This window comes from Streptomyces sp. NPDC051662, assembly GCF_040681655.1.
GTDB lineage: Bacteria > Actinomycetota > Actinomycetes > Streptomycetales > Streptomycetaceae > Streptomyces.
On record NZ_JBFAZD010000003.1, the window covers coordinates 357,448 to 371,694 of the forward strand.

General features: G+C 71.5%; 11 protein-coding genes. 2 read left to right on the forward strand and 9 right to left on the reverse strand.

The window, feature by feature from the left end; genetic code table 11:
- Positions 1–55 precede the first annotated feature (55 nt).
- From AB0M67_RS07070 to AB0M67_RS07110, 9 genes are all read right to left on the reverse strand, one after another.
- Complete coding sequence (locus AB0M67_RS07070; protein WP_365743474.1) at positions 56–2,002, reverse strand: DUF2264 domain-containing protein; 1,947 nt, start codon at positions 2,000–2,002, stop codon at positions 56–58.
- Positions 1,999–3,027 (reverse strand): hydroxyacid dehydrogenase, encoded by a 1,029-nt coding sequence (locus AB0M67_RS07075; protein ID WP_365743476.1) that lies wholly within the window; start codon positions 3,025–3,027, stop codon positions 1,999–2,001. Before AB0M67_RS07075 ends, AB0M67_RS07070 begins: the two co-directional genes overlap by 4 nt.
- Positions 3,028–3,071: 44 nt before the next feature.
- Positions 3,072–3,947 (reverse strand): carbohydrate ABC transporter permease, encoded by an 876-nt coding sequence (locus tag AB0M67_RS07080; protein WP_365743478.1) that lies wholly within the window; start codon positions 3,945–3,947, stop codon positions 3,072–3,074.
- Complete coding sequence (locus AB0M67_RS07085; protein ID WP_365743480.1) at positions 3,944–4,936, reverse strand: sugar ABC transporter permease; 993 nt, start codon at positions 4,934–4,936, stop codon at positions 3,944–3,946. Before AB0M67_RS07085 ends, AB0M67_RS07080 begins: the two co-directional genes overlap by 4 nt.
- A 43-nt stretch (positions 4,937–4,979) precedes the next feature.
- On the reverse strand, positions 4,980–6,329 hold the full coding sequence (locus AB0M67_RS07090) for a sugar ABC transporter substrate-binding protein (RefSeq protein WP_365743482.1): 1,350 nt from the start codon (positions 6,327–6,329) through the stop codon (positions 4,980–4,982).
- Between the two features lie 101 nt (positions 6,330–6,430).
- Positions 6,431–7,594 carry a substrate-binding domain-containing protein gene (locus AB0M67_RS07095; protein ID WP_365743484.1) on the reverse strand — a complete coding sequence of 388 codons (1,164 nt, stop codon included), beginning with the start codon at positions 7,592–7,594 and terminating at the stop codon, positions 6,431–6,433.
- 181 nt (positions 7,595–7,775) lie between these two features.
- Positions 7,776–8,912 carry a PQQ-dependent sugar dehydrogenase gene (locus tag AB0M67_RS07100; protein WP_365743486.1) on the reverse strand — a complete coding sequence of 379 codons (1,137 nt, stop codon included), beginning with the start codon at positions 8,910–8,912 and terminating at the stop codon, positions 7,776–7,778.
- A gap of 253 nt (positions 8,913–9,165) precedes the next feature.
- On the reverse strand, positions 9,166–10,047 hold the full coding sequence (locus AB0M67_RS07105) for a YegS/Rv2252/BmrU family lipid kinase (RefSeq protein WP_365743489.1): 882 nt from the start codon (positions 10,045–10,047) through the stop codon (positions 9,166–9,168).
- Between the two features lie 2 nt (positions 10,048–10,049).
- Positions 10,050–11,669 carry an FAD-binding oxidoreductase gene (locus AB0M67_RS07110; RefSeq protein ID WP_365743491.1) on the reverse strand — a complete coding sequence of 540 codons (1,620 nt, stop codon included), beginning with the start codon at positions 11,667–11,669 and terminating at the stop codon, positions 10,050–10,052.
- A gap of 132 nt (positions 11,670–11,801) precedes the next feature.
- Between AB0M67_RS07110 and AB0M67_RS07115 the strand changes: the two genes are divergently transcribed.
- Positions 11,802–12,401 (forward strand): TetR/AcrR family transcriptional regulator, encoded by a 600-nt coding sequence (locus AB0M67_RS07115; RefSeq protein WP_365743493.1) that lies wholly within the window; start codon positions 11,802–11,804, stop codon positions 12,399–12,401.
- Entirely contained in the window at positions 12,398–13,981 is a 1,584-nt protein-coding gene (locus AB0M67_RS07120; protein WP_365743495.1) for a glycerol-3-phosphate dehydrogenase/oxidase, read from the forward strand. Before AB0M67_RS07115 ends, AB0M67_RS07120 begins: the two co-directional genes overlap by 4 nt.
- Positions 13,982–14,247: the final 266 nt, after the last annotated feature.

The window sequence follows — 14,247 nt, forward strand, 5'->3', positions numbered from 1 at the left end:
GGCCGGGGCGGCGCTCCTCCGAAGACCCGGCCGCCCCGGCCGGATACCGGGCTCCCTATCCGTGCCCGACCGTCAGCGGGTCGAAGACGATCCGCGTCCGCGACCCGTCGTCCGCCCACCTCACCTCGACCGTTCCCGTATCCGCGGCCACCGTCACCTCGCTCACCGCCTCGGACAACGGCGCCGCCTCGGACAACGGCGCCGCGCCGGGCTCGGCGGTGAGCGAGGCGAGAGCCACGAAGAGCGCCGTGCCCCGCGCCTCCCCGGTCAGCCGGGGCACCACCGCCCAGCGGGTGTACGCCGTACCCTGCGGGGCGCGGACCTCGTCCCGTGTCTCCCAGCCGTGCAGGGCGTGCAGGGCGGACCGTACGGTCTCCTCGGGGCCGGTCGCCCAGCCCGTCTGCCGTACGCGCGCCCCTGGCGGCGCGCCGAGTACCCGGTGCGCGCGCAGTTCGTACCGGCCCCGGACCACGATGACGCTCTCCACCCGCAGTCCGGGCACCATGGGCGCGCCCGAGGTGAAGACGGGCAGATGGGCGGAGGCGGCCCAGCCCCAGCCGTCACCGTGCCCCGCGCCGAGCGGCTGGATCCGGCGCCGTCCGCCGGCCGCCCCCGCGATCTCGACCGTCAGTTGGTTGTCCGGGACATTCGCCGCCGACGTCGGTCCGGTACGGGTGGAGTAGGACTGCCGGCTGTAGAGCGGATCGTCCGCCACGCCCGACTCGCCCTCGTGCGGCCGGATGTGGTCGCTGCCGTGGTTGTGCAGCCGTACGATCCCGTCCGCCCGGGTGGAGTGCACCAGCAGCCCCGGCGCGGCGAGGGCGAGCACCCGGTCGGGTCCCTCGCTGGGCGCGGCTTCCTCGATGGCCGTCCACAGCGGATGGTCCCGAGGGGCGAGCAGCGCGACGAACGCCTTGGACGCCCAGTACGGCGAGGCGGGACCGGAGTAGGACTGGAGTGTCGCGTCGTGCGGACCGTGCCAGCCGAGGCTGAGCAGTCCGTCCGTACCGGTCGCCCCGCGGTCGAGGAAGTACCGCAGTGAACCGTTCACCAGCCGCCGTGACACGCCCGGGGCGAGCGGCGTGTGCCCGGTGACGGCGCCCAGGGCGACCGCCGCGCTCGCCGCGAACCGGTAGGTCAGCGAGCGGCCGAAGTGGATCGGCGCCCCGTCGGCGCCGAACAGCAGGGAGAAGCCCTCCAGATGCTCACGCAGCCGGTCGCCGTAGGGCGCGGGCGCGGCTGTCTCCGGGGCACCGGCCAGCAGCGCGTCCAGCACCGGATAGAGGTGCAGGGCCCAGCCGTTGTAGTGGTCGAAGGCACGGCCGTCGCCGTCGGAGTACCAGCCCTGCCCGCGATACCACCCCTCCATCAGGTCGCGCGCCCGCTCCCGCGCGCGTGCCGTCTCCGCGTCGCCGCGGCCCACCGACTCCAGGAACCCGGCCACCGAATAGGGGAACAGATACCAGTTGTTGGGCGCCGGGGTGTGCCGCAGCGCGCCGCGCAGCCACTCCTCGGCGCGGTCCCGCACCCCGGAGTCCAGCCTGTCCCAGAGCCAGGCCCTGGTCAGCCGGAGCCCGAGGGCCACGGACGCCGACTCGACCATCGGCTGGCCCTGGACATGGTGGTCGAGTATCAGCGGCCAGGACTCGGTGTCGTCCCGTCCCGGAGTACGGGTACCGGCCGCGAGCCCGTCCGCGTACCGGTCGAGCCAGCCGTGCGGATCCTCGCCCTCCGCGCCCGCCACCCGGAACGCGGCGGCGAGGAACGTACGGGCGTAGCCCTCCAGACCGTCGGACCGCACGCCCGAGCGGGAGGGCCGTCCTGGCAGGTCGAGCAGCGCGCGCCCGGGGGTGGCCCACTGCCAGGCGGCCCGCAGCAGACCGTCGGCGGCGGCCTCCCAGTGCGCGCGGGTATAACCGGTGTACGGGCTCAGCGTCCGGTCCTCGGCGGGGAGTTCGAACGCGAGCTGTGCGGGCACGGACGGTACGAGGGGTGCGGTCATGCGAGGAACGCCAGCCTTTCGCGTCGTACGGGATGGGCGAAGCCGTCGCCCGCGACCCAGCGTTCGACCTCACCGACCGCCAGATCCGCCAGCCGTCGTGTCTCATTGCCCTGCGAACCGGCGAGATGCGGCGTGATCAGCGCGTTCTCACAGGTCCACAGCGGATGGTCGGACGGCAGCGACTCCGGCTCCGTGACATCGAGGACGGCCCGGATCCGCTGACGGCTCAGGGCATCGGTGAGGGCGTCCTGGTCGACGACGGCGCCGCGCGCGGTGTTGATGAGCACACCGTCCTGGCGCATGGAGGTGAGCAGTTCCCGGCTGACCAGCCCGCGGGTGGCGGGCAGCAGGGGGGTGTGGACGCTCACCGTGTCGCTGTCCGAGAACAGTTCGGCGAGTCCGACCGGCCGGACACCGAGCGCCGCGGCCTCCTCGTCGGAGACATACGGATCGTGCAGCAGCACCCGGAAGTCGTACGGCCGCAGCAGTTCGATGACGCGCCGGCCGATCAGTGAGGCGGACAGAATGCCCACGGTACGGCCGTAGTTGCCCACGGTACCGTCCATGCCCAGCCAGTCGTCGCGATCGCGCGTCGCGCGGTAGTCACGGGCCCGTTCCAGCGCGCGCTTGCCGGAGAGCAGGATCATCGCGACGGTGTACTCCGCCACCGGCAGGGCGTTGGCGGCGGCGGCCGAGGACACTTCGATGCCCCGCTCCCAGCAGGCCTCGGTGATATGGCCGCGGATCGTGCCCGCGGTATGGGCGACGGCGCGCAGCCGGGGCGCCAGGTCCAGTACGGCCGGGTCGAGGGGCGGGCAGCCCCAGCCGGTGACGAGGATCTCCACATCCGCGAGCGTGGCGCGGGCGCGGTCGGTGGTGAAGTCGTCGAGTACGGGCGGTGGTGTCAGATCGCAGACCGCGCCGAGGGCTGCCAGGGTCTCGGGTCCGAGGACCGAGGAGGCGGCATCCGGTTTCATGGCGAGGGCGGCGCGCGGACGGGGACGTGCGGTCGGTGCGGTGGGCATCTCTCTCCTGGTACGGGGGAACGGCGGCCGGTGGGCCCGGCCGACTACTTGACGGCGCCGGCGGTGAGGCCCGATCGCCAGAAGCGCTGGAGCAGCGCGAAGGCGAGGATCAGCGGAAGGACGGCGAGCAGCGACCCCATGATCACCACGGGGTAGTACTCCGGGGAGACGGAGGCGGAGCTGTTCCAGGTGTAGAGGCCGAGACTCACCGGATACAGGTCCTGGTCGGAGAGCATCACCATGGGCAGGAAGAAGTTGTTCCAGATCGCGGTGAGCTGGAAGAGGAAGACGGTGACGAGGCCGGGGCCCAGCATCCGCAGGGCGACCCTGACATAGGTGGTCAGTTCACCGGCGCCGTCCACCCGCGCCGCTTCGAGGACCTCGTTGGGCACATAACCCTGGCTGAAGATCCGGCCCAGATAGACGCCGAAGGGGTTGAAGAGCACGGGGATGAAGACCGACCAGAAGGTGTTGACCAGGCCGGTGCCCGACGCCATCAGATAGAGGGGCAGCGCGAGCACGGTCTGCGGCACCATCACCGCCGCGAGGACCAGACCGAACAGCTTCTCCTTGTGGCGGAACCGGTATTTGTCGAACGCGTAACCGCAGGCGATGGAGACCAGGGCGCCGAGCGCGGCTCCGACGACCGCGTACAGGAGGCTGTTTCCGTACCACCGGCTGTACAGCCCGCCGTCCATCGCGAACAGGTCCTTGAGGTTGCGCAGGAAGGAGAAGTCGCTCAGCGACAGCAGATCGCTGCTGAACAGCGCGTCGCGGCTCTTGGACGCGGCCAGTACCAGCCAGAGCACCGGCAGCAGGGTGTAGAGCACCGAGATACCCACGACCAGGTTGACGACCGAGCGGCCGAGCAGACGCGGGCGCGGCGAGGCGGCGGTGGGGGTGGTGCCGATGGCGCTCATCGGGCGGCCTCCTCTTGGGCGTTGGCCCGGTTGGTCCAGCGGGTCACGCCGTAGAAGAGGGCGATCGTGCAGAGCAGCAGGACGACGGAGGCGGCGGCTGCCAGGCCGTAGTTGTTACGGGTGAACGCCGCGTCGTAGATATACATGCTGGGCGAGAAACGCGAGTTGATCATCGGGGTGGACTGGCTGAGCAGCATCGGTTCGGTGAAGAGCTGGAGTGCGAAGATCAGGGTGAACATCGCGACCATCACGATCGACGAGCGCACCAGCGGCGTCTTGACCTGGAGGGCGGTGCGTACCGGGCCCGCTCCGTCGACGACCGACGCCTCGATGACCTCGCGCGGTACGGCCTGGAGGGCGGCGTAGAAGACGACCATGTTGTAGCCGAGATTGCTCCACAGCGCGATATTCACGATGGACGGCAGCACGGTGTGCACACCGAGGAAGTCGACGGTGATATCGGCTCTGCCGAGCAGTTCGATCACCGGACTGATGCCGGGTGTATACAGATACAGCCAGATCAGGGCGGCGATGATGCCGGGCACGGCGTGCGGCAGGAACAGTCCGAGCTGGGCCCAGGACCGCAGGCGCGCCACCCCGGAGTCGAGCAGCAGCGCCAGCGCCAGCGCGCCGATCACCAGCACGGGGATATAGACCACGCAGTACAGGACGACGGTGCCGAGTCCGCCGAGGAAGGTCGGGTCGGTGAGAACCGCGGTGTAGCTGCGCACTCCGGCGAAGACCGTGCGCTCCGGGCCGAATCCCAGCCCGGGCTGGTCGTCGCTGAAGAAACTCAGCCACACGGCTGTCGCGACGGGGATCAGGAAGACCGTCACCAGAAGGACGAAGAAGGGGGTCATCAGGACGCCTGCGGCGCCGAGTTCACGGCGCCGGGCGGACTTCCGGCCGCCGCGTCCGGACGGGGCGGTGGGGCCGGCCAGGGGCTTGCCGACGGGGGTGGTGATAGGGGTGCTCAGGGGGTTGCTCATGGGGTGTCACCTGCCTTTCTGCCGCTGGAACGGGGGACGCGCGTCAGCTGCCGCGCTCGGTGGTGGTCAGACCGAGAGCCTTCAGATCCGGCATGGTGCCCTGCTGGGCCGCGCGTACCGCCTCGATGAGCGAGCCCTGGCCGCCGCTCACCCGGGCGAAACCGTCCTGCATCACCTTCATGGTGGCCGTCATCCGCGGTCCCCAGATCCAGCCGTCCCGGATCTTGCGCGCCTCTTCCTGGAAGAAGCGGTAGATGTCCTGGCCGCCGTAGTAGGAGCGGTCGAACGCCTCGCGGCCCACGGCGACGAGGCCGGGCGCGGCCGGATACTGGCTGCTGGTGCCGCTGGCGAGCCGGGCGCGCAGTGCGTCGGGGTGCGAGATCTGCCACTCGATGAACTCCATGGCCGCCTCGGGGTGCTCGCTGTCCTTGGTGACCGCGAAGGTGGAGCCGCCATGGGTGCCCACACTGGGCCTGGCCGGGTCCCACTGGGGGAGCGGCGCGATGGCCCAGTCGCCCTTCTGGCCCGGCCGTGCGTTCATCTGCGCCCCGGCGTCCCAGGCGCCGCTGAGCCGGGCCAGGACCTTGCCGTTGCCGATCTGGGCGTCGCTCTGCCGGCTCTCCACCGCGTTCATGAAGACCAGGTCCTGGTCGATCAGCCGCTGCCAGTACGCCGCGACACGGCGGGTCGGCGCGTCGGTGAGCGAGACGTTCCAGGCGCCGCCCGCGGTGTCGAACCACTGGGCGCCCGCCTGCCAGGCGAACGCGGCGAGCTGCGGGGCGCCGTCGGTGGCGAAGAGCGCGAGACGCCGGTCGGGGGCCTTGCTCCGTACCGTCCTGGCCACGTCCTCGAACTCGTCCCAGGTGCGGGGTACTTCGAGTCCGTACTCCCGGAAGAGGTCGGTGCGGTAGTGCATCACCATCGGCTCGATATCGAGCGGCAGACTGAAGACGCGCTTCTCGAAGGTGGTCAGTCCGAGCGCCTGCGGCAGCAGCTTGGCGCGCAGTGCGTCACTGACCAGATCCGTGACATCACGGGCGACACCGTCGATGGCGAAACCGGGCACCTGGGGGTACTCGATGGTGGCGATGTCCGGCGCGTTGCCCGCGCGGGCGGCGTTGCTGAGCTTCGCGTAACCGCCCTGGGCCCCGGAGGGGATCTGCTGGAAGTCGACGTGGACACGGTCGTGGCTCCGGTTGAACGCGTCCACCACTTCCTGGCTGCCGCGCAGGGCGGACCAGAAGGTGATGCGTGTGGGTTTCCTGCTGCTGATCTTGCTCGCGCTGTCTGATCGTGACTCCCCGCCGCCTCCGGTGCAGGCGCTGAGCGCACCTGTCAGAGGCAGCGCGGCGATCGTGGCGAGCACGGATCGACGGCTCTGTCGACCAGGCATGGGCGCCTCCCGCGGCTCCGGTATGAGACACGGGGAATCCTGATCGGCTGATCGGAAGGGGTCAATAGATCGCTCAGAAGAAAATCAAAGCGGTCAAACGCTCAGTCTTCTTGAGGGGTTGGCCGGGGTGCCGGCCGCTGGGTCGAACCGCGTACCTTCAGCGTGGGCAGCAGCTCGATCCTGCGTACCGGACCTGCGGCGCCGTGCGGCCGGGCCAGCCGGTGCAGCAGCAACTCGGCGGCGGCCCGTCCGACCTCCGCCTTGGGCGGCGACACCGCCGTCAGCGGGGGGCTGCCCAGCGCCGCGACCACGTCGTCGTACGCCACGACCGAGCAGTCACGCGGCACCCGCACCCCCTGTTCCGCGAGCCGCTGCACCAGCATCAACGCGTCCACGTCGCCATGCAGCACGGCGGCCGTGGCCCGGTGTTCGGCCAGCAGCGCGGCGAGATCGAGCGGGGTACGGTCACGCGGAGCGCCGCCGAGCCGGGCGCCGTCGTCCTTCTCGGGGCCCGGCACCGCGTCCGGTGAGCTGAGGACCACCGACCACTCCTCCACCTCGGGCCGGGCGGCGGCGATCTCGGTGAAGGCGTGGCGTACGGAGCGCGCCGTGGGGCTGTCGTCCCGGGCGGCCAGCACGATCCGGCGGTGGCCGAGCGCGACCAGATGATCGACCGCGAGATACGTCCCGTACCAGTGATCGGAGCAGACCGAGTCCAGGGCGTGCAGCGCGCTGCCGGGCCGGGGCCGCCGCTCCATCAGCACGGTCGGCACCCCGACCTCGGACAGCCAGCCGTAATCCGCCGCCTCCGAGACCGCACCGCGCCACCTCGGGGCGATCAGCAGCCCCCGCGCGCCGGCCGCCAGCGCCGCTTCCACCAGGGGCCGTTCGGCGCCCGGCGCCCGCGGCGCGATATGCAGGGCGATACGCATCCCGGCCTCCTCCAGCACCGGCCGGGCGCCATGGGCCGCCTCGTACAGATACGAATGCCGCTCAGGCACCACCAGCGCGACCGGTCCGCCGTCCCGCCCCGGCTCCTCGGCCCGCGCGGCCGGGACCGTGACCTCCTCGACGGTCCCCGCCACCGGACGGGCCACGCCGTGCCCGCGCCGCAGCCTCCCGGCGCGGGCCAGCTCCTCGACATCCCGCCGGACCGTGACCACCGAGACATCCAGCTCCGCGGCGAGCACGCTCACCTTGACCGCGCCCCGCGACCGCACCACCGCCAGGATCCGCTGGCGCCTGAGCTCGACCGGCTCCCGCATACTGTTGGCCCCCTTGCCGCCACCACCGCGCTCTGTTCGTTTGAATGTTTCGTATGAGCGCTTGGGGCCGCAGCATAGCCGCGCCCAGCACATCGGGCCCGGTGCTGATCGCTCAGCACCGGGCCCGACCCGTTCGATGGTTTCCTCATCCAGCGGTGGTCACACAGCGGTCAGACCGCGCTCACACCGGGTCGATGCGGGAGACCTTGCCGGCGATGTCCAGCAGGTACAGCTCACCGTCGCCGTCCTGTACGAACGAGATGACCTGGCCGCCGTTGACTCCGAGGTCGCTCTCGCCGGTCACCTCGCCGTTCGCCATCCGCAGAGCGCGGACGGTTCCGTCGCAGTAGTCGCTGAACAGGTACTGACCCTTGAGATCCGGGATCGCGTCGCCGCGGTAGACATATCCGCCGGTCACCGAGCAGCCCAGCCCGCTACGGTCGTACTCGTGGACCGGCGGTACGTGGTTCGCGGGCTCCGTGCCGCCCCGGAAGGGATGGTTGCCCTCCATCGAGGCCCAGCCGTAGTTCTCGCCGCCCTCGCTGCTCGCCGGGGCCCAGTCGATCTCCTCCCATTCGCTCTGGCCGACGTCGCCGATCAGCAGGTCGCCGGTGCCCGCGTCGAAGGAGAACCGCCACGGGTTGCGCAGCCCGTACGCCCAGATCTCGCCCTTCGCGTTCGGGTCGTTCACGAACGGGTTGTCCGACGGGATCGCGTACGGCTTGCCGCCGCGCGGGTCGATCCGCAGCATCTTGCCGAGCAGTGTGTCGAGGTTCTGCCCGTTGCCGTGCGGGTCGCCGCCCGAGCCGCCGTCGCCCAACGCGATATAGAGATAGCCGTCGGGGCCGACCTTGATGTCGCCGCCGTTGTGGTTGGAGTACGGCTGCGTCTGAGTGAGGACGGTGCGCCGGGTGTTCGGCTGGATCTTGCCGTACCGCACCTTGAACTCGTCCACGGTGCTGGTGCCTTCGAGGTCCGTGAACGAGATGTAGAAGTGCGCGAACTTCTTGTCGAACGCGATGCCCAGCAGGCCGCGTTCGCCGTCGGTGGTGGTCTCGTCGGAGATGTCGAGGACGGGTTGGCCGAGTCCCTGACCGCCCAGGACCCTTACGGTACCCGCGCGTTCGGCTATCCAGACCGTGCCACCGGGCCCGGCGGTGCCGGCGATCGGATTCTGGGCCGTGGCCACTTGTTTGAGCGTGACCCCCGCCGCCTGACGTGGCGCGACGGGCTCGTCGGCGGACGCCGTGGCTAACGTGAGAGACGCGACGAGGCAGATGGTGCCGATGATCGCCGAGCTTCTGGTGCGAACTTTCACCGTGATCCTCCTGGAGGCGGCGAGTGGGGAGATAACCCGGCTGCTTGGGGCAGAGTGGTATGGGTGTCGCCCGCGCCAGCACGCAACCTGGGTGGGGGGATTGTGTGTCGCTGGTCACGGATGAGGATATAGGGACAGGGGCGGTTGGCGTAGACCAATGCTCGATCCAGTTGCTTCCGTTCCGTTCCGCACCGCGCCTTCCGCTGTCCGTCGCCGGGCCGTGCCCATGGCGAGGGAAGGGGGCCGGGACGGGTCAGGACAGCAGATTCAGGGCCCCGGGCAGCACCCGTGCCGTGACCGGCAGACCGGCCTCGACCTCGCCGTCCGCGCCGTAGGGAAGGTCCCGGTCACACTCGATCCGCACCTCGCGTCCTCGCAGGGTCTCCACCTGCCGCCGGTGCACATGCCCGCCGCTTCTGAGCTCGTTCATCACGGCGAAGAACAACAGGCGTGAGGCCTGATGGATGATGACGACATCGAGCAGGCCGTCGTCCACGGCCGCGGCGGGTGCGATGCGCCGGCCGAAGCCGTAGTAGCCGGAGTTGGCGACGACGACGGTGAATCCCCTGCGGTGATGGACGGTGCCGTCGACGGTGACGCGGTACCCGGCCGGGCGCCAGCCCATCACCGCGCGCATCCCTCCCACGTAGTAGGAGGCGGCACCGCGCAGCAGACGGCTCCGGTTGGCATGGCGGTTGGCCAGCGCGTCAACGCCGGCGTAGACGCTGCCGAGGACGGGCATACGGTCGTGAACGGCCGACTCGACCTCGATGACGTCCGTCGCCCTCGGCTCGCCGCGCAGGAGCAGTTCGGCGAGCCGGGCCGGTTCGGCGGGCAGGCCGACCGCGCGGGCGAAGTCGTTCCCACGACCGGCGGGTACGATCCCGCCGACCGCCTCGGTCCCCGCGAGAGCGCCGATGACGCGGCCGGTGAGGCCGTCACCGCCGACGCCCAGCACGATCCGGCCCTGTCCGGCGGCTCTCAGGGCCAGTTCTCGCGCATGACCGAGACTGCGGCTGTACTCGACTTCGAGTCCGGCGCCCGCCTCGCGCAGCAGTCCGGCGAGCGGGATGAGGGCCGCCGCCGATCCGGCGCCTCCCGCGCTCGGATTGACGATGGCCGTGAACTGTCGCATGGCTACGCTCCGGTGGGCCGGGACCGCGTGGGCGGCAGAAGGATGCCGGGATTGAGGATGCCGGACGGATCGAGCCGGTCCTTCACCGCGTGCAGGACCTCGACGCCAAGCGGGCCGATCTCCTGGGCGTACCAGTCACGGTGATCGGTGCCCACACCGTGGTGATGGCTGATGGTGCCGCCCGACGCGAGGATCGCCTCGCCCGCCGCCCGTTTGGCGAGCGCCCAGTTGGCCACCGGGTCTTCGCCCTGTGCGCAGAGCACCGTGAAGTACAGCGACGCGCCCGCCGGGTACACGTGCGAGACATGGCACATGACCACCGGGGGAGTGCCCGCGCCGGCCAGGGCGGTGGTGAGCGCGGTCCGCACGTTCTCGTGGAGCGCGGGGATACCGGACCAGAACGCGGCGGTCTCCAGCGTCTCGGCGAACGCCCCGATGTCCAGCAGGGCATCGCGCAGATACGGTGCGGAGAAGCGTCCGCCGAGCCACTTCTCGCCGGGAGCCTCGCCGAGGAACTCCCCGCCCCGGTCGCGCAGTTCGGCCTGGGTGCGCGTCCTGTGCCGCGGCACCTGTGCCGCGCCGCCCTCGTGGCCGACGACCGCCAGGCAGCCCGTGCCCGCGCCGAGGGCGGTACCGATGGAGCCGGGGTCCGCCAGACCGACGGCGGTCTCGGTCTCGTCGGACAGCCGCAGTACGGTGGGCATCGGCCCGTTCTGGGCGAGTGCCCGCAGCGCGTCCCGGCCCGCCGCGAACGAGCGGAAGCGCCAGCCCTCGTAGGCACGGGTCTCGGGAGCGGGGCGCACACGTACCGTCACCGACGTGATCACACCGAACGCGCCCTCGGAGCCCAGTATCAGTTGCCGCAGATCCGGCCCGGCGGCCGAACGCGGAGCGCGCCCGATGTCCAGGGTCCCCTCGGGCGTGGCCACCCGCAGCGCCGTCACCATGTCGTCGAAGCGGCCATAGCCCGCCGACGCCTGGCCGCTCGAACGCGCGGCGGCGAAACCGCCGATCGTCGCCCACTCGTAGGACTGGGGGAAGTGGCCGAGGGTGAAGCCCTGTTCGGCGAGGAGTGCCTCGGCCTCGGGCCCGCGCAGCCCGGGTTGCAGGACCGCGGTACGGGAGACCGTGTCCAGGGCGGTCAGCCGGTTCATCCGGCGCAGATCGAGAGCGATGAAACAGTCGGGGGTGCCGGGTGCGAGGCCCCCGACCACGCTGGTGCCGCCCCCGAAGGGGACGACCGCGATCCGGTGCAGCGAGCAGGCCCGCAGGACGCCGAGCACTTCGTCGTGATCGGCGGGCATGACCACCGCGTCGGGTGCGTCGTCGACCGCTCCGGCACGTATGCGCAGCAGATCGGTGGTGGACTTGCCGCGGGTGTGCCGGACCCGGCTCTCGGCGTCGGTGAGGACATGCCCCTCTCCCACGATCCGCGTGAGCGCCTCCTCGGCGCCCGCGGTCAGCCGGTGGGCGCGCGGCTCGACGTCCGTCAGCTCCACCGGCCGCCCGTCACCGGGCCGTACGCCGAGCAGTTCGCCCAGTACGCCGGTGATCCGGCCGGGCAGGGGAGCCGCTCTGCCCGGGTCTCCCCAGCCGCTCCACAGCATGTGCGTCGGGTCCATCCGAATCCTCGCTTGTCCGGCTTGTCGGCCTTGTTCTCACGGCAGTTGGGCCCACGGTTCCCACGGCCGTCGGCCCCCGCGCGGCGCGGACTCTCCCTTGCCGTCGCCGTCTGCGTCGTTACACTGTGACATGTGACGCCTAAACGAAACACCCCGCGGGACGACAATCTTGTCCTCGACGCGGCGCGGGACTGTGTCCTCGCGGTCGGTGTGCGACGAACGACCCTGACCGACGTCGCCCGCAGGGCGGGGGTGTCGCGGATGACCCTCTACCGGCGCTGGCCCGATGTACGCGCACTCGTCGGCGACGTCATGACCCGTGAATGGGTGGCGGTCACCCTGGGAGCCGTTCCGCCGGACGACGGAACCCGGCAGGTACGTCCCCACCTGGTCGACACCCTTGTCGCCGGACTCCGGGCGCTGCGCGGCCACCCGTTGCTGCGCAAGATCCTCGACGTCGACCCCGAACTGCTGCTCCCCTACCTCTTCGACCGGCGCGGCGCGAGCCAGGACAGGGTGCTTGAGTTCATCGAGGACGCGCTGCGGCGGGGGCACGCGGACGGTTCCATCCGCGCGGACCATCCGGTACGGCAGGCGCGTTGCCTGCTGCTGGTGCTCCAGTCGTTCGTGTTCTCGACGCGGACGATGACCGACGACACCGACCCCGAGCTCACCGAGGCCGCCTTCCACGACGAACTCAGGCACCTTCTCGAAAGGACCCTGGCCCCATGAGCCCCGCCGCCCGGCCCGACTTCTCCCTCAACGCGGCACGCCGGTCCCGGGAACTGGCCGAACTGGCCGCGGGAAAGCGGGTCGACGTCCTTGTGGTGGGCCTGGGGGTCACCGGCGCGGGTACGGCGCTGGACGCCGCCTCACGCGGTCTCTCGGTCGCCGCGATCGACGCGCACGACCTGGCCTTCGGCACTTCCCGCTGGAGCTCCAAGCTCGTCCACGGCGGACTGCGGTATCTGGCGTCGGGTCAGGTGGGCCTCGCCCACGAGAGCGCGGTGGAACGCGGGGTGCTGATGGAACGCACCGCTCCCCATCTCGTACGCGCCCAGCCCTTCGTCATGCCGCTGACCGCGCTCACCTCACGCCGGAGCGCCGCCCTCGCGGAGGCCGGGCTGCGCGCGGGTGACCTCCTGCGCGCGGCGGCCGGCACGGCTCGCCGCACGCTGCCGGGACCACGGCGACTGTCCGCCGTCGAGACACTGAGGGCGGCGCCCGGCCTGCGCGGCCACGGGCTGCGCGGCGGACTGTGCTCCTGGGACGGCCGGCTCGTCGACGACGCACGGCTCGTGACCGCGATAGCGCGCACCGCCGCCGGTCATGGCGCCCGTGTGCTGACCCGGACGCGCGCCCTGTCCGTCTCCGGCACCGGAGCCCTGGTACGCGACGAGCTGACCGGGCAGGAAACCCGGATCCGAGCCCGGATGGTCATCAACGCCACCGGTGTCTGGGCCGGCGGGCTCGTCGAGAACATCCGGCTCCGCCCGTCACGCGGTACCCATCTGGTGCTCCGCGCCGAGACCCTGGCCGGTCTCCACACCGGCCTGCACATCCCCATCCCGGGCGAGACGAGCCGCTTCGTGCTGGTCGTCCCCCAGGACGACGGCAGGGTGTACGTGGGTCTGACCGACGAACCGGTCGACGGCCCCGTGCCCGATGTGCCCGAGGCGCCGGAGTCCGACATCGGCTTCCTGCTGGACATCCTGGGGACCGTACTGGACACGCCGGTTCGCCGCCGTGACGTCGTGGGCGCGTTCGCGGGGCTGCGGCCTCTGCTGGACACCTCTCAGGGGGTGGCGGCAGACTCCCCACGGACCTCCGACCTCTCGCGTCGGCATGCCGTGATGACCTCCCCGGAAGGGGTGGTGACCGTCGTCGGCGGCAAGCTCACCACCTACCGCCGGATGGCCCAGGACGCCGTCGACGCCGCGCTGGCCACCCGTCAGCCGGCCGCCCCGCCGGGCCGTGGCACCGCGCGCCTTCCCTTGGTCGGCGCCGCTTCACGGGCGACCCTGGCGACTCTTTCCGCCCCCCGCGGACTGATCGGACGCTACGGAACGGAGGCGACCGCGATCCACGCGCTGGGGGAGCGGAACCCGCGCCTCCGTGCGCCCGTGGCCGACGGTCTGGACATCACACGGGCCGAACTCCTCTGGGCGGTACGGCACGAGGGCGCGCTCGACGCGTCCGACCTGCTGGACCGTCGCACACGCGTCGGCCTCGTACCGTCCGACCGCGCCGCCGCGCTGGACGCCGCACATGAGGCGCTGGCCGCGACGGCGCCTTCCGCCACGGGGAGCTGAGCGGGCATCCGCGCCCGCGCTCCCGGGTCCGGGGCCCGTTCAGCTGTTCGGCGGCGTGGACGAGGCGGGTGCCGTCCCGGCCGGTGATGATGGCAGGGGCGCCGCTCCCCGGTCTCGCGGGACAGCCACCCCGCGCGCTCCAGGAGCCCGGGAGTCCCGGAGGCCCGGAGGCACCCCAAAAGCCCGCCAAGTCCCAAGGAACTCAAGGCTCCCAGGAATAGGCCGCGCGGGCGCCGGGTTGGCACGGTCACGGGGTGGCGCGGTCA

Excerpts from the sequence above, each read along its gene's own strand:
- AB0M67_RS07120 (WP_365743495.1), top strand. The coding sequence starts at position 12,398 with ATGAGCCCCGCCGCCCGGCCCGACTTCTCCCTCAACGCGGCACGCCGG.
- AB0M67_RS07070 (WP_365743474.1), bottom strand. The coding sequence starts at position 2,002 with ATGACCGCACCCCTCGTACCGTCCGTGCCCGCACAGCTCGCGTTCGAA.
- AB0M67_RS07105 (WP_365743489.1), bottom strand. The coding sequence starts at position 10,047 with ATGCGACAGTTCACGGCCATCGTCAATCCGAGCGCGGGAGGCGCCGGA.
- AB0M67_RS07090 (WP_365743482.1), bottom strand. The coding sequence starts at position 6,329 with ATGCCTGGTCGACAGAGCCGTCGATCCGTGCTCGCCACGATCGCCGCG.
- AB0M67_RS07110 (WP_365743491.1), bottom strand. The coding sequence starts at position 11,669 with ATGGACCCGACGCACATGCTGTGGAGCGGCTGGGGAGACCCGGGCAGA.
- AB0M67_RS07080 (WP_365743478.1), bottom strand. The coding sequence starts at position 3,947 with ATGAGCGCCATCGGCACCACCCCCACCGCCGCCTCGCCGCGCCCGCGT.
- AB0M67_RS07095 (WP_365743484.1), bottom strand. The coding sequence starts at position 7,594 with ATGCGGGAGCCGGTCGAGCTCAGGCGCCAGCGGATCCTGGCGGTGGTG.
- AB0M67_RS07075 (WP_365743476.1), bottom strand. The coding sequence starts at position 3,027 with ATGCCCACCGCACCGACCGCACGTCCCCGTCCGCGCGCCGCCCTCGCC.
- AB0M67_RS07085 (WP_365743480.1), bottom strand. The coding sequence starts at position 4,936 with ATGAGCAACCCCCTGAGCACCCCTATCACCACCCCCGTCGGCAAGCCC.